This is a genomic window from Burkholderia sp. BCC1988 (genome assembly GCF_905339895.1).
GTDB lineage: Bacteria > Pseudomonadota > Gammaproteobacteria > Burkholderiales > Burkholderiaceae > Burkholderia.
In genome coordinates this window covers 305,193-329,144 of record NZ_CAJPHA010000006.1, presented here as the reverse complement: position 1 = coordinate 329,144, position 23,952 = coordinate 305,193, and the positions used below count along the sequence as shown (strand labels likewise).

The 23,952-nt window shown below is 67.2% G+C and carries 10 protein-coding genes; 4 read left to right on the top strand and 6 right to left on the bottom strand.

Annotation, left to right across the window (positions count from 1 at the left end; all coding sequences use genetic code 11):
- Positions 1–30 precede the first annotated feature (30 nt).
- The 4 genes from U4012_RS35920 to U4012_RS11495 all read right to left on the bottom strand — a co-directional run bounded on the left by U4012_RS35920 (position 31) and on the right by U4012_RS11495 (position 12,040).
- A complete protein-coding gene (locus U4012_RS35920) occupies positions 31–357 on the bottom strand; it encodes a hypothetical protein (RefSeq protein ID WP_415750371.1) in 327 nt (108 codons plus the stop codon).
- A gap of 190 nt (positions 358–547) precedes the next feature.
- Entirely contained in the window at positions 548–8,836 is an 8,289-nt protein-coding gene (locus tag U4012_RS11505) for an Ig-like domain-containing protein (RefSeq protein ID WP_321798536.1), read from the bottom strand.
- A 17-nt stretch (positions 8,837–8,853) separates the two neighbouring features.
- On the bottom strand, positions 8,854–10,386 hold the full coding sequence (locus tag U4012_RS11500; RefSeq protein WP_321798534.1) for a multicopper oxidase family protein: 1,533 nt from the start codon (positions 10,384–10,386) through the stop codon (positions 8,854–8,856).
- Positions 10,387–10,471: 85 nt separating this feature from the next.
- Complete coding sequence (locus U4012_RS11495) at positions 10,472–12,040, bottom strand: multicopper oxidase domain-containing protein (RefSeq protein WP_124487386.1); 1,569 nt, start codon at positions 12,038–12,040, stop codon at positions 10,472–10,474.
- A 728-nt stretch (positions 12,041–12,768) separates the two neighbouring features.
- Here U4012_RS11495 and U4012_RS11490 point away from each other — a divergent pair.
- The 4 genes from U4012_RS11490 to U4012_RS11475 all read left to right on the top strand — a co-directional run bounded on the left by U4012_RS11490 (position 12,769) and on the right by U4012_RS11475 (position 21,776).
- The gene (locus U4012_RS11490) at positions 12,769–13,593 is read left to right on the top strand and encodes an IclR family transcriptional regulator (protein WP_124571054.1); all 825 of its coding nucleotides are present in this window, start codon (positions 12,769–12,771) and stop codon (positions 13,591–13,593) included.
- A 273-nt stretch (positions 13,594–13,866) separates the two neighbouring features.
- Positions 13,867–15,234: an MdtA/MuxA family multidrug efflux RND transporter periplasmic adaptor subunit gene (locus tag U4012_RS11485; protein WP_124487388.1), complete on the top strand. Its 1,368-nt coding sequence runs from the start codon at positions 13,867–13,869 to the stop codon at positions 15,232–15,234.
- A gap of 15 nt (positions 15,235–15,249) precedes the next feature.
- Positions 15,250–18,363 carry an MdtB/MuxB family multidrug efflux RND transporter permease subunit gene (locus U4012_RS11480; RefSeq protein WP_321798529.1) on the top strand — a complete coding sequence of 1,038 codons (3,114 nt, stop codon included), beginning with the start codon at positions 15,250–15,252 and terminating at the stop codon, positions 18,361–18,363.
- A 104-nt stretch (positions 18,364–18,467) separates the two neighbouring features.
- Positions 18,468–21,776, top strand: a complete 3,309-nt coding sequence (locus tag U4012_RS11475) for an efflux RND transporter permease subunit (RefSeq protein ID WP_321798527.1) — start codon at positions 18,468–18,470, stop codon at positions 21,774–21,776.
- Positions 21,777–21,845: 69 nt separating this feature from the next.
- Here U4012_RS11475 and U4012_RS11470 read toward each other — a convergent pair whose 3' ends face one another.
- Positions 21,846–22,808, bottom strand: coding sequence for an AraC family transcriptional regulator (locus U4012_RS11470; protein ID WP_321798525.1), 963 nt, complete (start codon positions 22,806–22,808; stop codon positions 21,846–21,848).
- Between the two features lie 31 nt (positions 22,809–22,839).
- On the bottom strand, positions 22,840–23,934 hold the full coding sequence (locus tag U4012_RS11465) for a porin (RefSeq protein ID WP_321798523.1): 1,095 nt from the start codon (positions 23,932–23,934) through the stop codon (positions 22,840–22,842).
- Between the last annotated feature and the right edge of the window lie 18 nt (positions 23,935–23,952).

Genomic DNA, 23,952 nt, shown 5'->3' with positions numbered 1-23,952 from the left:
GTCCCTGTGCCGCGCATCGCGGCCGTATCGTTATTCGACCAGCAGCCCGTCGATATGCAACGATCCGATGATCACGTTCACGCGTTCGCCGATCTTGACGACGTTGCCCTTGTTCGAAAACACCATCCAGTATTCCCGGCCGGCCTCGAGCTGGCCGCTTTGCCGCAACTGGCCGACCTTGTCCATCACCGGCACCTCCAGCAGCGCGTGACTCGTCTGCCCGTACAGATACGGCGTCGCGCTCCTGTCGGCTAGCCGCTTCGCCGCGGCCGGATCGGTCACGCGGTAGCTGAAACGGATCAGGTTGTCCGATGTGATGCGGTGCACCTTCAGGTTGTCGATCCCCCTCGTCATCATGTAGTAGGTTCTCGCGCGCCGCGGGAGGTCCGGCCGGTATGGCGAATGCTTCGCACCGGCGCCGGGCGTAGCGGGCGCGCCCTGCTGCGCCGCGGCCGGCTCTGCGACGGCTGCGGCGGCGAGACAGGCGGCGACGGCGTAAAGCGCCGCTCGCCTGCACGGCAAACGTGAACGGTTCATGGCCCCCCCTTCAAGGTCGATTCAGCGCCGCGCCGAGCCCAAGCGGCTTGTTCGGCAAGCCGCCCACGACACCGGCCGGCGCGGTCGGCGCCGCCAGCGGAGCGATCGGCAGGCCGCCCACGGCGCCGGCCGGCACGTTCGGCACCGCGAGCGGAGGGATCGGCAGGCCGCCCACCACGTCGGTCAGCACCGTGCCGAGCGCCAGCGGATCGATCGGCAGACCGCCCACGAGCCCGGACGGCAGGAACTCGACCGCACCGATGTCGTACTTCCCCTGTTGCGGACGCGTCGTGCCGAAGAAATCATGATTCGGCGCGCCCGCCTGCGTTCCCGCGTTGATCGCGGGCGAACCTGCGCGCGGCGAGTAGTTGCCGAGCAGCACGCCATACCCGGAGCCGCCTGACACGATCGACATGTTGAACAGCGACAGCGGGCCGTACGACATGTTGATCCACTGATTGCCTTCGTCTGGCACCGCCGATGGCAGCAGGCTGAACAGCGGGTTCGGCAGCACCGTGTCCGAGATGCCGGGCGGCACCGCGAAGCCGTTTCCGCCTCCTTCCGGCGGCACGCGCGCGCCATTGCAGTACTGGCTCACGACCGACGGGTTGGCCCCGCTGTTGTTCGCGCCCGGGTAGTCGCCCGCATCGGTCAGGATCGAGTACTGCGGGCTCAGCGTGAGACCCGACTGATGGTTGCCCGGGCCCGTGTCGCCATACGCACCGATGTCCCAATAGACCGCGTTCGGATCGCAATAACCCGTCGCATGCCCGGCCTGGTTCAACGTCGGGTTCAGCGCAACCGTGTTCTGCAGCCCGGGAATGTTCGGATTCACTCCGGACACCGTGATGAAGAACGTGCGGTTCTGCCAGAACACGTTGTTGGTCAGCACCGGGTTCGAGAACGTCGTGCAGTTCGGCAGACCCGCCGGACACGCGACGCCGGGCGCGGTGAACGCGGCGATGAAGTTCGCCGTATGCCGCGCGGTCTCGAGTCCGGCCGGCTGGTACGTCGACGTCGTGATCGGATTGCACGTCGTTTGCGCGCCGACCGTGGTGCAGTTCGGCGGCCCGACGTTCGCCTGGGTGGCCGCATCCGTGTTGAACAGCACGCCGGCGGACGCCGTCGCGTCGTTCGACATCACGGTGTTGTTGACGAAGCTCACGCGCACCGCGTCCTGCAGCGACACGCCGCCACCGCCCCAGCCCGCCACGTTGTTCGCGATGATGTTGTTGATCACGCGAACCGTGTACCAATTCGCCGCATTGTTGGGGCTGCGCTCCACGTCCGTGCCGTTCACCTGCTGCAGCCGCAACCCGCCGCCCTTGCCGCTCTCCGCCGTGTTACCCATGATCAGATTGCCGTCGATCACGAGCCGCGGCCCGATACCGTCGGACAGTTGCGGTGCGCAGTCCACGTCGACCGTCGAGTTTTCGCAGAAGGTGCCATCCGGCGGCACGCCCTGGGCGATGATGCCGCCGCCGTAGGTGGGCAGTGTCGGGTTGTTGCTCTGGTTGAACAGCACCCAGTTGTGCGAGATGTCGCCGGCGTAGCTGAAGCCGAAGTGCGCGACGCCTCCGCCGTCACCGCTGCTCATGTTGCCGCACACCCAGTTGTAGTTGAAGCGATAGTTGTCGGCGCCCGAGCAGAACACCACGCCTCCGGCCGATGACGGCGTGCTCGAATTGATTTCGTCGCCGTACGCCGCGTTCGACGTCACCGAGTTGTGATGCACGTTCACGGTCTTGTTGAAGCCGAACGGAAGCTGGGTGATGCCGTCGGCCGCGATCGTGCCGTCCGGTACCTCGACCTGGCCGACCGAGATGCCGCCGGAAAGCGTGCCCGCGTTCGCGAACACCCGGTTGTTCGACACCTCCATCAGATGGTTCCAGCCGTGCAGGAAAATCCCGCCGCCGCCTTGCGAACTGTTCGTGACCGTGATGCCGTCGATGCGCGACGGATTGCACAGGAAGTTGCTCGGGTTATTCCGGCAATCCGGCGGGTTCGGCTGGAACCGCGTCGGGCCCGTGAGCGGCACGCAAATGCCGTTCGCGGTGCAGTTCGGGTCGGGTTGCGGCACGCCGCCCACCAGCACGTCCCGCACGCCCTTGCCGAGCACCGTGATGCCCGCGCCTTCGTACGCGCCCATCAGCGTCGGCTCGAGCAGCATTTCGCCGAGGTTGCCGTTCAGGTTCGAGTCCCACCCCACGGTCGGCTCGAACGGGATCGGGTCCACCTTGCGCTGCATCGCCGTCGGGCACGTGTACGTACCGGTCGGATCGAACGGGTTCGATGCCGAGATCATCGCGCCGTTCATTGCGACACCGAACAGGCAGTCGACCTTCCTGCGCCACGCGTCCATCTTGCCCGACGGATGCGTGTTCGCGTTGATCACGACCGACGGGGCGCCGACGCCCTGCAGCCGCACCGGCTTCCACATCACGACCATTTCGTTGTAGGTGCCCGGACCGACGATGATCATGTCGCCCGGGGTCGCGTTGTCGATCGCGGTCTGGATCGCGTCGTTGGTCGCGTTCTCGCCGTTCACGTAGGTCGGCGCCTTGCCGCCCACCGTCACGGTGACCGTATCGATCGTGTTCTTGCCGCTGGCGGTCGTGACGACCAGTTCGCCGCACGACGCCGGCGTCAGCACGCCGCGTTGATCAACGGTGCAGCTCGAGCCGATCAACGGCGTGACGACGACATGGATCTCCGAGTCGGTCCACGACTGCACTGAAGCCACGTGGCCGCCGATCGTGACCTTCCCTTGCGTCGCGCCGAAGCCATAGTGGCGCGTGACGAATTTCTGGTTGAACGGCGCGGCGGTCGCGGCTGGCCCGTTGTACGCGTTGTTCGGCACGACCTGGTCGCCGAGCGCCTTGATCGTCAGCTGGTGACCGACCGTGCTGACCCACGGGCCCGCCCCTCCGCCGCTCGAGTCGCCGGTCACGCTGGCGATCGCGGGCGTGCCGTCCGGGTACGCACAGTCAGGCGGGTTGTAGCCGGACGCAAACGCCTGCACCGGCACCACCGGCGTGTCCATGTACTGGGTCTGTCCGGGCATGAACGGGATCTCGTAGCAGAACTGGCTGTACGCCGGGTTGAACATCGGATCGCGGATCGTCTTCCCCGGATGCGCCGGGTCGGGCATGTCCGGATCGTTCATGCACGCGACCATCATCGTCGGCGCGTAGCCGGTCGGGTTCGGCGGGTTGACCTGCCACGTCGAATAGTTCAGCCCGTTGAAGATGCCCCACGAATCCGAATACGTACGCGCCACTTCATTGCCGGCGAAGTCCTTCATCGAGATCGGCACGTTCGGCACCGCGAACTTCTCGCCGAACTGCGGCGAGTACGGATCGAACTCGGACGAGAAGTCGTCGAGCATGAAGCCGGTGTAGTGCGCGGCGACATGCGTCGAGCTGAACAGCCAGAACTTGGCGAGCACCGACATCTCGTTCGTGAGCGTGACTTCCTTGCGGTCGCACAGGTGCCGCGACGCACCCGCGAACGGCGCGACCTCCTTCGAGCCCGGGAACAGGCTGATGTAGTCCGGCACGATACGCAGCGCGCCGACGCACGGCCAGAAGGTCTCGACACTGCCCGTGTCGCCTTCGTGCCGCGGTGTCGAACCGAGATCGGACGTCGGGTTCTGCGCATTGTTCGGGTTGAAGGTCGAATTCATCGCCGCCTGGTCGGGCAGGATGAAGATGTTGCCGAGGCCGCCGAACTGCTGCGTCACCGGGGCGATGTAGTTGTCGCCGATCAGGATGTTCTTGTCCTCCTCCTTCACGAGCTCGTAGCCCGGCGGCACCACCACCTCGACGACGTATTTCCCGGTCGGCAGCATCTTGGTGCCGTCGCCCGACGGATTCGCCACGCAGATCGTGCAGTTCGTGCCCGTCGGCAGGCCCGTCGACGGATCGCGCGTCGTCACGCTCGGGAACTGGTACATCCCGTCGTAGGGCGCCGGCTGCACCTGGTTGAACGCGTGCATGCCGTCATAGCACTTGAACTGCGAATTCGCAGGCAACGCGCGATGCGTCGGGTCGAGCCACTGCGGGCTGTTCTTCAACGTATAGAAGAACGGGTCGCTCGCCTCCTGCCCCGGGCAGTTCATGTTCGGAATGCCGTCGGAGCGGAAGCCCTGCGCCCAGTCGTCCCAGCTGCTCGTCTTCGTCGTGTCGACGAGCGCGAGCGTCGTCGTGCCGTCCGTCGCCGTATCCTCCCGGTACAGGTTGACCGTCACGTTCGGAATGTCCGGCGTCCAGCTCGTGTGAATCAGCAGCGCCGGGTCGTCGAACGGCCGCGTCGACGCGTAGATCACCTCGCCCTTGATGCCGCCGTTCTCGGTCGGGCCGTACGGCTTCTTGCCGAACTCGATGAACGAATTCTGGCCGGAGAAGCCCTGCCAGCCTTCGGTCGTCACCCACGGCGGGTCGATCCGCGCGGTCGACGGGTTCGTGCCGGACTGGTCGGTGCAGTCCGCGTCGTTGCAATACTTGGCGCCCGGCACGCGCAGGTTCGTCGGCAGATGCGCGGTCGAGGATTCGATCGTGTTGGCGAAATTCGCCGCGATGTTCGAGTTGCCGCCGCCAGGCGTGCCGTCGACCGGGCCGCCCGCGTCATACACCACGTGCACGCCCGTCTGTTTGTAGCGCGTCGTGTCGGCTTCGGCCACGTACCAGTTGAACAGCGGGAACACTTCGTTGAATCCGGCGAAGCCGTTCAGGTCCGTGTTGTTGAAGTTCGAATAGCTCCCGTCGCGGAAACGGATGTTGGTCGGCACGAGCGTGAGCCCGGGCTCGCTGTCCTGCGACACGCCGTCGCCGTTCTGGTCGAAGAAGGTCCGCGTGTACAGATTCGTGTGCCACTGCAGCACGGGGATATCGCCGAGGTCCTTGGACTGTCCGCCCTTCAATTGCGTCGCCGTCGCCAGCCCGTCGACGATCTGGTCGTTCCATTGGTCGAAGACCGTGATGCGGAACGTGCCGTCGGGCAGGCCGCTGATCTTGAACGTGCCGTCGGGATTGCACTTGGTAAAGGCGATGTCCTCCCCGTCGGTGTCGCCGACGCTCACGTAGCACTGCGTGAAGCCGAGCGAATCGCGCGAGCCCGAGCCGTACAGGTTCTCGTTCGGCGGACGGCTGTAGTGCAGATTCGTGATCCGGCCGGCAAGCGAGTTGTTGCAGGTCGTGCCGGCGCATACCACCGGCAGCCGGTCGTTGATGATCTTCGGATTCGCGAAGCCGATCGACACGTGGAAGCCCGCGGGCCCGAACTCCTGGAAGTACGACGGGCCGCCGACCTTGATGAACGCATCGTGAGCCTTCTGTCCGTCCAGCGTGTTGGTCTGCAGCCATTCCTCGCCGCGGCCGGTCCGGTCGGCGCCCGGCGTCGCAACGACGCCATAACGTCCCGGCATCAGGTTCGCGATGACCGCCTGGCCGACCAGCGGCGACAGCGTCTTGCCGTCGGACTCGTACTTCGGGCAGGTCGGGATCATGCCGACGAGGCCGTCGGTCGACGTCGTCGAAATCGGGCACGCGTTCAGGCCGGTGGAAGGATCGACGGTGCCCTGCAGCGAGTTCGACAGCGGCATGTTGAACATGTCGTAGGTCATCTGCCCGGTGGCGTCGCCGGTGCCGCCGGCGTCGTCGAACAGCTTGATCTCGAACCCGCCGAGACCCGGCTCATGCGCGCTGCCGAAGCCGTCGTTGCCGCCGCTCACGTCCACTTCGCCGTTGACGGGCGCGTCGTCCTCGAACACGAATACCGAGATCTTCGCGGTCTGCAACGGCGTCTCCTGCACGAGCACGTTGACGTTCTTCTGGGCCGGTGCGATCGGCGCGCCGCCCATCGTATGACCGCAGGTGCCCGTGCCCGGCGCGAAATCCGCGCCGCCGGGGCCCGACGGGCAATCCTTTGAAATGTCGAACTGCCGCATCGCGCCGGTGGGGTTGTTCGGATCGACGGGTTTCGGGGCGCCGCCGCCATTCGAGAAACTGTTACCGGCATCGCCCGGCAGGATCGAGATGTAGTAGTGCTTGGTTGGATCGAGCGACACCTGGCTCGGATCGACCGGCACCTGTTGCGATGCACTCGCGCGGCACGCGCCGTTGCCGATATCGCATACCGCGGGCACGTGCGTGTTGGTGGCAGGATCGAACACCGTCTGCCCCGACTCGCACGCAACCGTGCCGACGCAACCCGCCGCGACCACCGGCATGTAGCTCGTATGGAAGCTGGTGCCGAGACTCGGCACCGGCAGCGGCGGACAGTTCGCGGGGCGCGGTGTCGTGTTCACCTGGCAGGCCGGGTCGATCTGGAACGTGCGGTCTTCCTCGATGATCCAGCGGTAGTCGGTGAGCTGCACGGGCGTCTTGCCCGGTGCCGTGCTCGGCCCGTCCAGCACCTTCACGGCGAGCCCGCTGCCGCCCTTGAACGTGACGGCAACGTTCGCCGGGGCGCTCGCCGTGTTCTGCGAGTTGACCGCCGTATACTTGAAGGTCACGCCCGCGGTCGCGGCGCCGACGGGCGGCGCGCTCGGCGTCACGGAGAACGAACCGTCCGCATTCAGCGTAACGGTGCCGCCGCTGACGCTGCCCGGTACCACTGCCGCGGTGAGCGGCAGGCCGCTCGGGTCCGTGTCGTTGACGAGCACGCCCGGCGCGCCGATCTGCAGCCGCGACGCGATGTTGCTCGTGTAGCTGTCGTCGTGAGCGACCGGCGGCCCGGACAGGCAGCCGGCGGCTTGCGTGCAGGGAGCCAGCGTCACCGTCGCGGTGACCGCGGGATTGCCGTTCGCCTGATACACGAAGCTGTCCGACGTTGCACCGGCATTAGGCACGTAGTTGAACGTGCCGTCCGGGTTCAGCGTCACCGTGCCGTTGGCCGGCTTGGTCACGAGCTGCACGCCATAGACGCCGACGTCATTGGCGATCACCCCTTTCCCGGGGTCCGCCACGGTCAGCGTGTTGCCCGCCACGAGGAAGTACTTGTCGGGATTGGCGACGACGTTCTGGCCGCCTCCGCCTGCGGACGGAAGCGCGCCGTTGTTGATGCTGAGATATGCCTGCATGCCGCCGTCGCGCTGGTTGTTGGTGGACAGGCTCAGTTGCCGGTCGAACACCGGCAGCGCGGGCGCATTCAGGCCCGGCGCGGTCATCATCACGTCGTAAGTCTTGCCGGCCGCCAGGAACACGGACGACTGCACGCGCGGATTGCCGGGCAGCGGATTGCCGTCCTCGGCGACGAGCGTGAAGCCGGAGACCGACGGGTTCCCGCTTTGCGCGCCGACCACCGACGGCACGTGCATCCGCAGGCCCGCGTTGACGAAGCGCAGCAGCACCTGGCCGGTCGACACGGAAGCCCTTGCGGGGAACGACGAGCGGTCCGGATGCGTACGATCGAAAGCGACGCCGTTGATCAGGTAATAACGCGGATCGTAGTTCACGGCCGGCGGATAGCAGGTGCCGAACGATGAGGAGTGCGAATCCCCGCAGCCACCGGAAAGGCCGGACCATACCTTGGTTTCGCTGAAGCCGCTCTTCACCACGGCCGCGGCGACCGCGGCGTTCTGCACCGGATCGATTTCGCTCAGCACGAGCGGGATGTCGGCGTCGTATGGCACGCCCGGATAGGCGACCGGTCGCGACGTTGCGGACGCCGGCGGCGTGCGCACCACCAGCACGCCGTAGAGGCCCATCGGCCCCTGGATCGACGGATGGGAGCCCGATTCGATCAGGTAGGTGCCGGGCCGCAGGTTGTTCCACGTCAGCGCCGTCGTCGCGCCGTGCGCCACCTCGGTCGAGAACGACTGAACCCGCGGCCCTTGCGCGGGCGGCGTAAACGTCGCACCGCTGCCGGTGCCGGCGATCGGCCAGGTCGTCGAGGTCTGGGTCGGATGCACGGGGCTCGGGGTCGACGTCGCCGTCTTGCCGAGACCGCCGCCCAGCTGGCCGACGATCACGAGCGACGTCGGCACGGAGGCCGGCAGACTGTTCGTGAGGTTGATCGTCAGCGTCGCGCCGGACGGCACGGTGATCACCACCGGCGACCAGCCCGATCCGGCGCCGGGATTGGCCGCCGCACAGGTGGCCGGCGCCACGGCGGCCGCCGAGCACGTGTAGCCCCACATCGGCACGATCTCGCCGTCGGGCATCGTGGCAGTCACGGCCTTCGCCGTCAGGTTCACGGTCTGGGCGAGCGATGCCTCGCTCGCTGCCAGCAGCATCGACGCGGCGAGGCTCGCCTTGGCCAGGCGGAGAAACGTCGCCTTGAACTGGATGAATCGCATTTCCGTTCTCCCCGCCTCTAGTTGCCTTCGTTGATCACGAAGACTTGTGGATCGACGAGCATCATCATCATCATTCCGCCCGGGAAGATGTTGTTCGTGGTGATCTCGCGTTCATTGTGCGAATGCCACATGAATGCAAAGCCCGCTTCGCTTCCCGGCGGATTCGCGATCGTGCCGCTCGGCGGCGTCGTGCCGGTCGGCGAGGTCGCGCGAATCGTCGCATCCGGTCCGAGATAGGGACTGCCGCCATACCACGCACCGTTCGTCAGGATGTGCGAGTCGGGCAGCGTGACCGGTCCGCCGCTGCCGACGTTGCCGAACGGATGCGCTTCGAGCGCCTTGTTGTGGTCCGCGCACCATTCGTAGTAGTTCGGCGCCGTCGGGTCCGCGGTGTAGTAGCCGTTCGCATCGGGAATGCAGACGCTGCCGTCGCCGGGCTTGTGCCCGTACACGTCCCAGTTGAGCCCCTTGCCGGTCCAGTAGAAGATGCCGTCCAGGGTTTCGCCCGGCGTCGTGGTCGTGGTGAACAGCAGCGGGCCCGCGACCTTGGTCGCGTCCGTCTTGGCAAGCAGCAGGTTGCCGTCGCGCGCGAGCACGCGGACGTGATTGCCGTGCTCGTGGAACGGATGCTGCCAGCGGCCCGTGCCGATGATCCGCAACAGCACCAGCTCGCCGGGGTGCATGTGCGGATTGCCGTTGTAGGGCTGGTGCGGATACTGCATCGCATAGTTCGGATCCATGTCGTCCGGCATCGAACGGCCATTGATCATGAAATACGCGGGATGATAAGGCTCGGTCTCGACGGTCATGCAGCCCGTCGGCAGCGTGCACGTCTTCGCGGCCTCCTGCTCGGCCTGCGTATGGATGCGCGGATCCATTTCGGAGAACTGAAAAAGATACTCACGGTCGTAGCACGCTGAAACATGGTTGTATGCCGCCGCCGCGTTGCGGTAGTCCGGCTGGCCGTCGGGCAGCGTCGCGGCGACTGCGCGGCATCCTGCCGGCACGGCCAGCACGCCCGGCGCCGAGGTCGGCAATACGATGATCGCGCCATAGAGGCCCATCTCGATCTGCAGGTCGCCCCGTGTGCCGCTGTAGTAGGCATGCGTGCCGGGCGTCGCCGCGACGAAACTGTAGGTCACCGTGTTGCCGTGCGCCGCCTCGCGCGTGAGCAGCCCCGGCACGCCGGTGAGCGCGGCCGGACACGAGCCGTCGGGATTGAGCGCCGCCGCGCACACCTGGAATCCCTGAAACAGGATCGACGTGTTGCCCGCGGCCGCGGGCAGGTTGTTCGTGAGCGTCACCGTGATCACGTCGCCCTGCCGCACGATCAGCGTCGGCCCGGGAATCTGCATGCTCGGGCAGTTCGCCCCCGTGATGCCCGCCGGCGAGAATCCCGCCGGCGCCGTGCGGCAGCCGTAGCCCCACGAATAGACGCTCGTGCCGTCCGGCTGGCTGATGCGGCTCGCTTCCGCGCTCAGGTCGAAATGCGTGCCGGTGATGCCCGGCGCGGCGGCCAGAACCGGCCCGCAGAGCAATGCGGCAAGCATTGCCACGGCGAGCCGTACGAGCCGTCCGGCACCCGTGCACATAGCGGTCCGGATGTCATGAGTGAAGTGGCCCACGATATTTCTCCTAGATGCAGGACTTCGTAGCCGGGTTGAGCGCGGCCGGGCAGATGCGGACCTCCGTCATCAGCCCCCCGAAGTTCTCGGCGTCGTTCGACAGGTGATCGAGATTCGGCGTGTAGAGGTAGTAGACCGACCCCGGCGCGTACTTCGTCGTGTCGCTCGCATCGAGAATCACGTCGATGGATTCGCCGCCGCCGAGCGTGATCGAGTTCGTGTAGTAGGTCATGTCGTTGCCGGCCATGTCGCGCAGCAACCGGGCGTTGACGCCGATCACGTGCATCCTCACGCCCAGCGACGCGAGCGTCTGGAATTCGGTGACGTCGAGATCGGAAATCCTGAGCAGCGCGCGGCCGCCGGCCGGGATATTGATGATGGTCGGCAGCGGCTGGGAAACATGGGCCGTGCCGTCGGCCACCGGAGTCTGCATCGGCCCCTGGGTCACCGTGTCCGGATAGCTGCGCCCGTTCAGCATGAAGTACTTGTCCTTCATGTCGGTGAACGGTTCCGGGTTGAACGTCATCCCCACGAAATGGAAGTTCGGATCGAAGCCGTGGATCTGCACCGGATACTCGACGTCGTATGCAGTCGAACCGTCGCCGTCGTTGTACGCGTAGAGCGTCGGCTTGCCGCTCTTGTCGTTGACGTGCAGCACGCCATTCGAAGGCGGCAGCGGCGTCGAGCACAGAATGTCGTTGCCGCACCGCGTACGAAGATCGCCTTGCTGCGCCACCAGCGCGGCGTACAGCGAATGGCCGGACGGCACCCGGTTCTGGCGCGGCCGCACGAAGATCTGGCCGACCATCCCCATCTGGAGGTGCTCCGGCGGCGTGATGTGGCAGTGCCAGAAGTAGGTGCCGGCATCGGGCGCGAGATAGTAATAGGTGAAGCTGGCGCCGATGTTGATCGCCACCGACGCATCCGGCACGCCGTCATAGAACGACGACGCATTCGGATAACCGTGGAAGTGCACCGTGTGCTGCTCGAACAGGTCGGGGCGCATGATCATGCCGACGTTCGTGAGCGTCAGGAAGAACTCGTCGTCCTCGTCGATCGCCATCTCGGGCGCCGGCATGTTGCCGTTCATCACGCCGATGTCCATGATCGGGCGCGGATCCACATGGCCGGTCAACTGGCCCGGCGGCGACGATTCCGGGTCGGGCACGAGGCCGACCGCGCCGTTGTAGGTCGGGTCGGTTCTCGGATCGCCGACCGTGTTGAACACCGATGCGAATTCCGTACCGGCGCGGCCGGCCTGGATGTCGGCAATGCCGGACAACGGGCCGAAGGCAAACAGGTACGTCTGCGTGCCGTCGGCCATGGTGGCGTACCCGTCACCGCCCGAGATCTGCTGACACTTGATGGCGCCGTTGACGATACCGGTCGGCGTGGAGTTCAGCCCGGTGAAGGACGGTCCGGTGTAGGCGGGTTCCGCACCGCCGGCCGGCAGCGCCGTCGGATGGGACGGCGTGGTGAACGGACATTGAACGCGAAACGTTTGGGCAAACGAGGGAACGGCGCACATCAGGAGCAACAGTGCCGCCACACTGCTGCAACACGCGCGGGTACTGAACATATGACCTCCATCCAAGGGGTCCGCCAGCGACACGCGCTGGACGTCATGCTCTGCTGCAGACGCGGGCCGCGAAGCTTTCACGGCCCGTACCGGCATTCTGCGGACGCGCGCGCAAGGCCGGGATGGGTCACCCTCCTACTTTTGCATAGGGGGTCCCCGGCGAACGGGGGCATCGTTTGCCGCACGATCGGCGCAGACCGCGCGGGCATGCCGGCGGCGCGGCCAGCCGATGATCGAAATGACGGAAACGAGGGTCCGGCGCCGAACGACGCGGCGATTCGGAGGAGGATGGCGGGCGACGCGGTAGACTTCGCTGTGGCGCAACCGCGGCGTTCAGGCCCTGATGGCGGGCTTGCCGGGCTGCAACGGGAAACGACGGGCAAAAAAAAGCGCCACGGAGACCGTGGCGCTAAAAAAGTTCTAGCCATTCCGAGGGCCGTGCTAGAACCTGAGAGACTGCGCGAAACACCGTTGCCGGTTAAACTCCTGAAACGATGTTTCGAAAACGTGAGACATTCTTTCCGTTTCCGCCCGACAAGTCAAGCGGTATTTGCACCGGTTTGTTCACTTTCCGGCAATGCTCATTTGAGCACTTTCCTAATAAACCAAGGGTGAACCCGTAAAATCTCATCCGATGAACGATTCACCCATGGAACATGCATCTTTTGACAATCATCCTACAATACCAACAAAATGAAATCGAGTTTCGGAAATAGAGAGAATCCCTCGTGTCGACATCTGTAACGCCTTCCGCGCCCCGAGACCGCGAATCGTCGCCGGACGAGATCACCGCGCTCGCGCGCGGCCTCGCCGTGCTGCGCCGCATCGCGGCCGCCGACGCCCCGGTCAGCAACCGCGAGCTGACCGAATTGACGGGCATCCCGAAACCGACCGTGTCGCGCATCACGGCGACGCTCGTCAGCGCCGGCTTCCTGTTCCAGCTGCCCGACAGCGAGCGCTTCGTGCTGACCGCGTCGGTGCTGGAGCTGAGCCACGGCTTCCTGCGCAACTTCGACATCCGCGCGCGCTCGCGGCCGTTCATGATCGAACTCGCCGAGCGCACGTCGCTGTCGGTGCACCTCGCGGTGCGCGACCGGCTCGACATGGTCGCGATCGACGTGATCCGGCCGCGCTCGGCCGTGCTCGTCACGCGCCTCGAGATCGGCTCGCGGATGGACATCGCGCGCACCGCGGTCGGCCGCGCGTATCTCGCGGCGCTGGAGGACGACGAGCGCCGCACGCTGCTCGACGCGCTGCGCGCGACGGCCGGCGACGACTGGCCGCACGTATCGGCGCGCCTGACCCCCGGCCTCGAGGACGCGATGCGCGCCGGCCACGCGATCGCGATCGGCGAATGGCGCGAAGGGCTGAATGCGGTCGCGGCCGGGTTCGTCGGCCCGTCGGGCCAGCGCTATTCGGTGAACTGCGGCGGCGCATCGAGTCAGTGCCCGCCAGAATGGCTGCAGGAACACGTGGTGCCCGCGCTGCACGAGTGCATCGCGAAAATCACCCGCGAGATCGGCGGCGCGCCGGCCCGGCGCAGCGCCGTGTAATCGATCCGTCATCGCCCCGTCGCGTTCTGTAACGACCGTAACCCGTTGAAAGATAGACGACTGGACTGTAACGGGGACGGGACGTAGGATCATGCCCATCGTCGCGCCGCATTCGCGGCGCGCACCGCTCTTTTCTTTTTCCGCGCAGACCGGAAGGGCCCGTACCGAGCCGGCCTTCCGGCACCGCATGCCCCTGCGCCGCCCAGGCCCGTTTTCCAGCCCGGTTTCGAGCCCGTTTCCCGGCCTGCCGAGCCGTCTTCCTGACAGAACCCGATGGACAATCAACAAAAGCCCACGCCCCCTTCGAAGGATCCCGCCTCCCCCGCCGCGCGCCGCCCGCGCCGCACGCTGGTGATCGGGACGCTCGCGGTCGTCGTCATCGGCGGCCTGCTGTGGTGGCACCCGTGGAACCGCACGCAGGCCGACGCGCAGGCGGCGGCCAGCGCGGCCTCCGGCGCGAGCGCAGGCGGCGGCCATCGCGGCCGCGGCGGCCCCGCCGCGATGGCGAACGTTCCGCAACCCGTATCGGTCGCGACCGCGACGCAGGGCGAGATGCCGATCGTGCTGTCCGCGCTCGGCACCGTGACGCCGCTCGCGAGCGTGACGGTCAAGACGCAGCTGTCGGGCTACCTGCAGTCGGTCGCGTTCCAGGAAGGCCAGATCGTCAGGAAGGGCGACCTGCTCGCGCAGATCGACCCGCGCCCGTACCAGGTCGCGCTCGAGAACGCCGAAGGCACGCACGCGCGCGACTCGGCACTGCTCGCGACGGCCCGCCTCGACCTGAAGCGCTACCAGACGCTGCTGTCGCAGGATTCGATCGCATCGCAGACGGTCGACACCCAGGCGTCGCTCGTCAAGCAATATGAAGGAACGGTGAAGACCGACCAGGCGGCGATCGATTCCGCGAAGCTGAACCTCGCGTACGCGCGCATCACGGCGCCGGTGTCGGGCCGCGTCGGCCTGCGCCAGGTCGACCCCGGCAACTACGTGACGCCGGGCGACACGAACGGGATCGTCGTGATCACGCAGCTGCAGCCGATGAGCGTGATCTTCACGACTTCGGAAGACAACCTGCCGCAGATCGTCAAGCAGGTGAACGCGGGCCGGAAACTGTCGGTCACCGCGTACAACCGCAACAACACGGTGCCGCTCGAGACGGGATCGCTCGCCACGCTCGACAACCAGATCGACACCAGCACCGGCACGGTCAAGCTGCGCGCGACCTTCGATAACAAGGAAGGGCTGCTGTTCCCGAATCAGTTCGTGAACGCGCGGCTGCTGGTCGACGTGATGCGCGATGCGACGATCGTGCCGACGGCCGCCGTGCTGACGGGCTCGATCGGCCAGTTCGTGTACATCGTGAAGCCCGACAACACGGTGACGGTGCGCAAGGTCACGATCGGCCCGGTCGACGGCGAGCGCACGAGCATCGTCAGCGGCGTCGCGCTCGGCGAGCGCGTGGTCACCGACGGCTCCGACCGGCTGCGCGAAGGCGCGAAGATCACGATCCCGGCCGACAAGCCGAAAGGCGCGTCGGGCGCGCACGGCGCCGGCGCGGCGTCCGGCGCATCGGGCGCGGCCGCCCGCCGCGGCGGACACAAGCACGGCGCGTCGCAGGCAGCGGCCCCCGCGGCCCAGTAACGCGCGGGCCGCTCGATGAATCCATCCCGCCTCTTCATTCTCCGGCCGGTCGGCACCGCCCTCCTGATGGCGGCGATCATGCTGGCCGGTCTCGTCGCGCTGCGCTTCCTGCCGCTCGCCGCCCTGCCCGAGGTCGACTACCCGACGATCCAGGTCCAGACCTTCTATCCGGGCGCGAGCCCGGAGGTGATGACGTCGGCGGTCACCGCGCCGCTGGAGCGGCAGTTCGGCCAGATGCCGTCGCTGAACCAGATGTCGTCGCAAAGCTCGGCCGGCGCGTCGGTGATCACGCTGCAGTTCTCGCTCGACCTGCCGCTCGACATCGCCGAACAGGAAGTGCAGGCCGCGATCAACGCGGCCGGCAACCTGCTGCCGTCCGACCTCCCGGCCCCGCCGATCTATGCGAAGGTCAATCCGGCCGACGCGCCGGTGCTGACCCTCGCGATCACGTCGAAGACCCTGCCGCTCACCCAGGTGCAGGACCTGACCGACACGCGTCTCGCGATGAAGATCTCGCAGATCGCGGGCGTCGGCCTCGTCAGCCTGTCGGGCGGCAACCGGCCGGCCGTGCGGATCCAGGCGAACCCGACCGCGCTCGCGCAGTACGGGATGAACCTCGACGACCTGCGCACGACGATCTCGAACCTGAACGTGAACACGCCGAAGGGCAACTTCGACGGCCCGACGCGCGCGTACACGATCAACGCGAACGACCAGCTCACCAGCGCCGATCAATACAACGACGCGGTCGTCGCCTACAAGAGCGGCCGCCCGGTGATGCTGACCGACGTCGCGAAGATCGTCGCCGGCTCCGAGAACACCAAGCTCGGCGCGTGGGTCAATGCGGAGCCCGCGATCATCCTGAACGTGCAGCGCCAGCCGGGCGCGAACGTGATCGCGACCGTCGACGCGATCAAGGCGCAGCTGCCGAAGCTGCAGGAGACGCTGCCCGCCGCGCTCGACGTGCAGATCGTCACCGACCGCACGACGATGATCCGCGCCGCCGTGCGCGACGTGCAGTTCGAGCTGCTGCTCGCGGTCGCGCTGGTCGTGCTGGTGATGTACCTGTTCCTCGCGAACGTCTACGCGACCATCATCCCGAGCCTGTCGGTGCCGCTGTCGCTGATCGGCACGCTCGCGGTGATGTACATGGCCGGCTTCTCGCTGAACAACCTGTCGCTGATGGCGCTCACCATCGCGACCGGCTTCGTCGTCGACGACGCGATCGTGATGATCGAGAACATCGCGCGCTACGTCGAGGAAGGCGACACGGGCCTCGAGGCCGCGCTGAAGGGCTCGAGACAGATCGGCTTCACGATCATCTCGCTGACGGTGTCGCTGATCGCGGTGCTGATCCCGCTGCTGTTCATGGGCGACGTGGTCGGCCGCCTGTTCCACGAGTTCGCGATCACGCTCGCGGTGACGATCGTGATCTCGGCGATCGTGTCGCTCACGCTCGTGCCGATGATGTGCGCGAAGCTGCTGCGCCATTCGCCGCCGCCGGAGAGCCACCGCTTCGAGGCGCGCGTGCACCGCGCGATCGACTGGGTGATCGCACGCTACGGGGTCGCGCTCGAATGGGTGCTGAACCGCCAGCGCTCGACGCTCGTCGTCGCGGTGCTGACGCTCGTGCTGACCGGCCTGCTCTACGTGTTCATACCGAAGGGCTTCTTCCCCGCGCAGGACACCGGCGTGATCCAGGCGATCACGCAGGCGCCGCAGTCGATCTCGTACGGCGCGATGGCCGAACGCCAGCAGGCGCTCGCGGCCGAGATCCTGAAGGATCCGAACGTCGCGAGCCTCACGTCGTTCATCGGCGTCGACGGCAGCAACATCACGCTGAACAGCGGCCGGATGCTGATCAACCTGAAGGCGCGCGACGCCCGCTCCGAATCGTCCGCGCAGATCATCCGCGACCTGCAGCAGCGCGTCGCGAACGTGACCGGCATCTCGCTGTTCATGCAGTCGGTACAGGACCTGACGATCGACTCGACCGTGAGCCCGACGCAGTACCAGTTCATGCTGACGAGCCCGAACCCGGACGAGTTCGCGACCTGGGTGCCGAAGCTCGTCACGCGGCTGCAAAAGGAGCCGTCGCTCGCCGACGTCGCGACCGACCTGCAGAGCAACGGCCAGTCGGTCTACATCGAGATCGACCGCGCGAGCGCCGCGCGCTTCGGCATCACGCCGGCGACCGTCGACAACGCGCTGTACGACGCGTTCGGCCAGCGCATCGTGTCGACCATCTTCACGCAGTCGAACCAGTACCGCGTGATTCTCGAGTCGGAGCCGAAGGAGCAGCATTACGCCGAATCGCTGAGCGACATCTACCTGCCGTCCGCGGGCGGCGGCCAGGTGCCGCTGTCGTCGATCGCGTCGTTCCACGAGCGGCCGTCGCCGCTGCTCGTCGCGCACCTGTCGCAGTTCCCGTCGACGACGATCTCGTTCAACCTCGCGCCGGGCGCGTCGCTCGGCGAGGCCGTGAAGGCGATCGGCGCCGCCGAGCAGGACATCGGCCTGCCCGGCTCGTTCCAGACGCGCTTCCAGGGCGCCGCGCTCGCGTTCCAGGCGTCGCTGTCGAACCAGCTGTTCCTGATCCTCGCGGCGGTCATCACGATGTACATCGTGCTCGGCGTGCTGTACGAGAGCTACATCCACCCGATCACGATCCTGTCGACGCTGCCGTCGGCCGGCGTCGGCGCGCTGCTTGCGCTGATGATCACCGGGCACGACCTCGACATCATCGGGATCATCGGGATCGTGCTGCTGATCGGCATCGTGAAGAAGAACGCGATCATGATGATCGACTTCGCGCTCGAAGCCGAGCGGGTCGAAGGCAAGCCGCCGCGCGAGGCGATCTACCAGGCGTGCCTGCTGCGCTTCCGGCCGATCCTGATGACGACGCTCGCCGCGCTGCTCGGCGCGGTGCCGCTGATCGTCGGCGCGGGCGCGGGCTCCGAGCTGCGCCAGCCGCTCGGAATCGCGATCGCGGGCGGCCTGATCGTGTCGCAGGTGCTGACGCTGTTCACGACGCCGGTGATCTACCTCGGCTTCGACAGCCTCGCGCGCCGCGTGCGCGGCTGGTTCGAGCGGCACGGCCCCGGCGCCGGCACGCGCACGGACGTGTAAATGAAACGACCCCCACGCTCACTTCGTTCGCGTGGGGGGGCGCAGCCCCCCCATCTCCCGAAAACGCATCCGTCGGAACACGCGGCGGCCCAGCGAGTGCCGACATGAACCTGTCGCGCCCCTTCATCACCCGCCCCGTCGCGACGACGCTGCTCGCGCTCGGCGTCGCGCTCGCGGGCCTGTTCGCGTTCATCCGGCTGCCGGTGTCGCCGCTGCCGCAGGTCGACTTCCCGACCATCTCGGTGCAGGCGTCGCTGCCCGGCGCGAGCCCCGAGACGGTCGCGACCAGCGTGACGAGCCCGCTCGAGCGGCACCTCGGCTCAATCGCCGACGTCAGCGAAATGACGTCGACCAGCACCGTCGGCAACGCGCGGATCATCCTGCAGTTCGGGCTGAACCGCGACATCGACGGCGCCGCGCGCGACGTGCAGGCCGCGATCAACGCGGCGCGCGCCGACCTGCCCGCGTCGCTCAGGAGCAACCCGACGTATCGCAAGGTCAACCCGGCCGACTCGCCGATCATGATCGTGTCGCTCACGTCGGAAACGTCGTCGCCCGCGAAACTGTACGACGCCGCATCGACGGTGCTGCAGCAGTCGCTGTCGCAGATCGACGGGATCGGCCAGGTGTCGGTGAGCGGCTCCGCGAACCCGGCCGTGCGCGTCGAGCTCGAGCCGCATGCGCTGTTCCACTACGGGATCGGCCTCGAGGACGTGCGCGCCGCGCTCGCGTCCGCGAACGCCAACAGCCCGAAGGGCGCGATCGAATTCGGCCCGAAGCACTACCAGCTCTATACGAACGACCAGGCGTCGCAGGCGTCGCAGTACAGCGACCTCGTCGTCGCTTACCGCAAAGGCGCGGCCGTGCGGCTGTCCGACCTGTCCGAGGTCGTGGACGGCGTCGAGGACCTGCGCAACCTCGGTTTGTCGAACGGCAAGCGCGCGGTGCTCGTGATCCTCTACCGCTCGCCCGGCGCGAACATCATCGAGACGATCGACCGCGTGCGCGCGGCGCTGCCGCAGCTCACCGCGTCGCTGCCGGCCGACATCACGGTCACGCCGGTGCTCGACCGTTCGACGACGATCCGTGCGTCGCTGAAGGACACCGAGCACACGCTGCTGATCGCGGTCAGCCTGGTCGTGATGGTCGTGTTCCTGTTCCTGCGCAACTGGCGCGCGACGCTGATCCCGAGCGTCGCGGTGCCGATCTCGATCGTCGGCACGTTCGGCGCGATGTACCTGCTCGGCTTCTCGATCGACAACCTGTCGCTGATGGCGCTGATCGTCGCGACCGGCTTCGTCGTCGACGATGCGATCGTCGTGCTCGAGAACATCACGCGCCACATCGAGAACGGCAAGCCGAGGTTGCAGGCCGCGTTCGACGGCGCGCGCGAGGTCGGCTTCACCGTGCTGTCGATGAGCATCTCGCTCGTCGCGGTGTTCCTGCCGATCCTGCTGATGGGCGGCATCGTCGGGCGGCTGTTCCGCGAGTTCGCACTGACGCTGTCGCTCGCGATCGGCGTGTCGCTCGCAGTGTCGCTCACCGTCACGCCGATGATGTGCGCGCGGCTGCTGCGCGAAGCGCACGACGTGCAGGAGGAAGGCCGCCTCGGCCGCTTCCTCGAGCGCTTCTTCACGCGGATGCAGCGCGGCTACGAGCGCTCGCTGTCGTGGGCGCTGCGCCGCCCGCTGCTGGTGCTGCTGATCCTGTTCGCGACGATCGGGCTGAACGTCTACCTGTACATCATCGTGCCGAAGGGCTTCTTCCCGCAGCAGGACACCGGGCTGATGATCGGCGGCATCCAGGCCGACCAGTCGACCTCGTTCCAGGCGATGAAGCTGAAGTTCGCCGAGATGATGCGGATCGTGCAGGCGAACCCGAACGTGAAGAGCGTCGCGGGCTTCACCGGCGGCACGCAGACCAACTCGGGCTTCATGTTCGTCACGCTGAAGGACCGCACCGAGCGCAAGCTGTCGGCCGACCAGGTGATCCAGCAGCTGCGCAGGCCGCTGTCGGACGTCGCGGGCGCGCGCACGTTCCTGCAGGCCGCGCAGGACATCCGCGTCGGCGGCCGGCAAAGCAGCGCGCAGTACCAGTTCACGCTGCTCGGCGATTCGAGCGCCGAACTGTACAAGTGGGCGCCGCTCCTGACCGAGGCGCTGCAGAAGCGCGCCGAGCTGACCGACGTGAACTCCGACCAGCAGCAAGGCGGCCTCGAGGCGATGGTGACGATCGACCGCGCGAGCGCCGCGCGGCTCGGCATCAAGCCCGCGCAGATCGACAACACGCTGTACGACGCGTTCGGCCAGCGCCAGGTCTCGACGATCTACAACCCGCTGAACCAGTACCACGTCGTGATGGAGGTCGCGCCGAAATACTGGCAGAGCCCGGAGATGCTGAACCAGGTGTGGATCAGCACGTCGGGCGGCAGCGCGAACGGCTCGCAGACCACCAACGCGGCGGCCGGCACCTTCGTCGCGACCTCGGCCGGCACGTCGAGCGCCGGCACGGCCGCGACGAGCGCCGCGGCGATCGCGTCCGATTCCGCGCGCAACCAGGCGCTGAACTCGATCGCGTCGAGCGGCAAGTCGAGCGCGTCGTCGGGCGCGGCGGTGTCGACGTCGAAGTCGACGATGATTCCGCTGTCCGCGATCGCGACCTTCGGCCCGAGCACGACGCCGCTGTCGGTCAACCACCAGGGGCTGTTCGTCGCGACGACGATCTCGTTCAACCTGCCGCCGGGCGTGTCGCTGTCGCAGGCGACCCAGGTGATCTACCAGACGATGGCGCAGATCGGCGTGCCGCCAACGATCGTCGGCAGCTTCCAGGGCACCGCGCAGGCGTTCCAGCAGTCGCTGAACAACCAGCCGATCCTGATTCTCGCGGCGCTGCTGGCCGTCTACATCGTGCTCGGGATCCTGTACGAGAGCTACATCCACCCGATCACGATCCTGTCGACGCTGCCGTCGGCCGGCGTCGGCGCCCTGCTCGCGCTGCTGTTGTTCAAGACCGAGTTCAGCATCATCGCGCTGATCGGCGTGATCCTGCTGATCGGTATCGTGAAGAAGAACGCGATCATGATGGTCGACTTCGCGATCGACCAGACGCGCAACGGCAACAAATCGTCGTTCGATGCGATCCACGAGGCGTGCCTGCTGCGCTTCCGGCCGATCATGATGACCACGATGGCGGCACTCCTCGGCGCGCTGCCGCTCGCGTTCGGCCACGGCGACGGCGCCGAGCTGCGCGCGCCGCTCGGGATCGCGATCGCCGGCGGCCTGATCATGTCGCAGGTGCTGACGCTCTATACGACGCCGGTCGTCTATCTGTACATGGACCGGTTCCGCGTGTGGGGCGAAAAGCGCCGCAACCGCCGCGGCAATTCGGGCGGACCGGCGGTGGCCGGGGAGTAACGGCACGCGGCCGCTTCGAGAATCGCGAGCCTGCGCGCAAGCGCGGGCTCGCGATAGCGCGACGCGCCGTCATCCATGTCGCGCGAGGTCATACAGATCCTTTGCGTTGCGCGCATAGCGGCGCGGCGCCATTCCCGACCAGCGATGAAACGCGCGCGCAAATGCCTTCTCCGACGTGTAGCCGACCCGCTCGGCAACCTCGATCAGCCGCAGCTTGCCGTGCGCGAGCTCGCCGCTCGCCAGATACATCCGGTAGGCGGTCAGGTGGACGATCGGCGTCTCGCCGACCAGTTCCGCAAAACGCGCGCAAAAGCGCGAGCGCGACATGCCGGCCTCGGCCGCGAGACTCGCGAGCTGCCAGTTGCGGCGCGGGTCGCGATGCATCAGCGCCATCGCACGGCCGATCTGCGGATCGGTCAGGCCGCGCAGCCAGCCCGTATGATTTGCCGACGACTGCAGGTGCGCGCGCAACAGCTGCACGAACAGCACGTCGGCGAGACGCGTCGCGGCGACCGCCCAGCCGGGCTGGCACGCCATCGACTCCTCGATGAAGCTCTGCAGCGTGCTCGCGAGCCAGGGCGCGACGGCCGCGTCGTTCGCGCGGACGTGGATCAGTGGCGGCAGCACGGATAACAGCGGGCTGCGCACGAGGTCGCGATAAATGACGATCCCGGTATAGAGGTCGCTGGTCGCGCCGCCACCGCCCGCGGCGAATTCGAGCGGCGTGTCGAAGCGCGGCCGGATGCCCTTGTCCGCCATCAACGTATCGAACAGCACCGGTGGCTCGTCGAGCGACGACGCCATCACGTGCTCGTCGCCGTGCGGCAGCAGCACGAAGTCGCCCGGCCCCACGTGCACGGGCGCGGCACCGGCGACCGAGAGGAAGAACGGGCTGCCCGCGCAGGTGCGAAACGGTGCGCCCGCGACGGCCGGCTTGCGGATCGCCCACGGTGCGCTCAACGTGAAGCGCCCGGTGACGACCGCATCGGCCCGCAGATCGGCCAGCACGTCGCTGAGAAGATCGGTCGTCATCGTCGGAGTCTCCGTGGTGCGTGCCGGCGGCTCAAAAGCGCTGCTGGATGCCCGCCATCACGCCGACCTGGTTCCGGCCGGCGCCGACGGTGCCGCCGGCCGCCACCGCCGACGTGCCGAGTGCGCTGTTCGTCATGTAGCCGACCGACGTATAGAGCATCGTACGCTTCGACAGGCTGTAATTGGCGCGCGCGACGAACAGGTTCGAGTCGTAGCGGCCGCGCAGCAGGTAGCGCACCGCCTGTGCGTCGAACGATAGCGCCGGCGTCGCGTAGACCGTGCCGCCCGCGAAGAAGATGTCCGACTGGCTGTGCGTCGCGGCCGCCGTGTTACGGCGGATCCAGCCCGCGCCGAGTTTCGCGATGCCGAATTTCACGTACGCGTCGACGATCGTGCGCGTGTCCGTATAGCCGGGGCTCGACAGCGGCGCCGACGCACCCGCGCCGCCGTGCATCACGTCGTACGAAGCGGCCGCGCCGAACTGCGGCGCGTCGTACGCGACCATCATCGTGTACTGGCGGCAGGCGACCGGATCGCCCGCCACGTTGCCCGCGCAGTTCGTGGCCGACGGGCCGGCCGGGCCCGCGCCGTCGCGCCCGGTGCTGTAGGTACCGCCGAGCGTCAGGCCGCCGAAGTGGCCGAGATAGCCGACCGCGTTGTCGCTGCGCGCGTTCGGCAGATAGCTGTCGAAGCTCGCCATCGAATGAATCGACGGGCCGATCACGTCGGCGTTCAGCAGCACCAGCATCGACATGTTCATCTGCCGCCCGAGGGTGAGCGCCCCGTACGGCGATTCGATGCCGACGTTCGCCTGCCGGCCGAAGAGCCGGCCGCCGTAGTTCAGCGCGCCCGAGTTCAGCGCGAAGCCGTTCTCGAGCACGAAGAACGCGCGATAGCCGCCGCCGAGATCCTCGACGCCGCGCAACCCGAAGCGCGACGGCACCTCGCCGGTCAGCGACGGCATGCCGGCGACCGAGCCGCCGCCCGCCGCGTTGTTGTAGTACTGGACGCCGGTATCGACGATGCCGTACAGCGTCACGCTGCTCTGCGCATGCGCGCCCGGCGACACGGCAGCGGCGGCCGCCGCGAACGAAACGGCCGTCGCGGCCGTGCGGAAGGTTTTCATGGAAGTCTCCAGACCAGT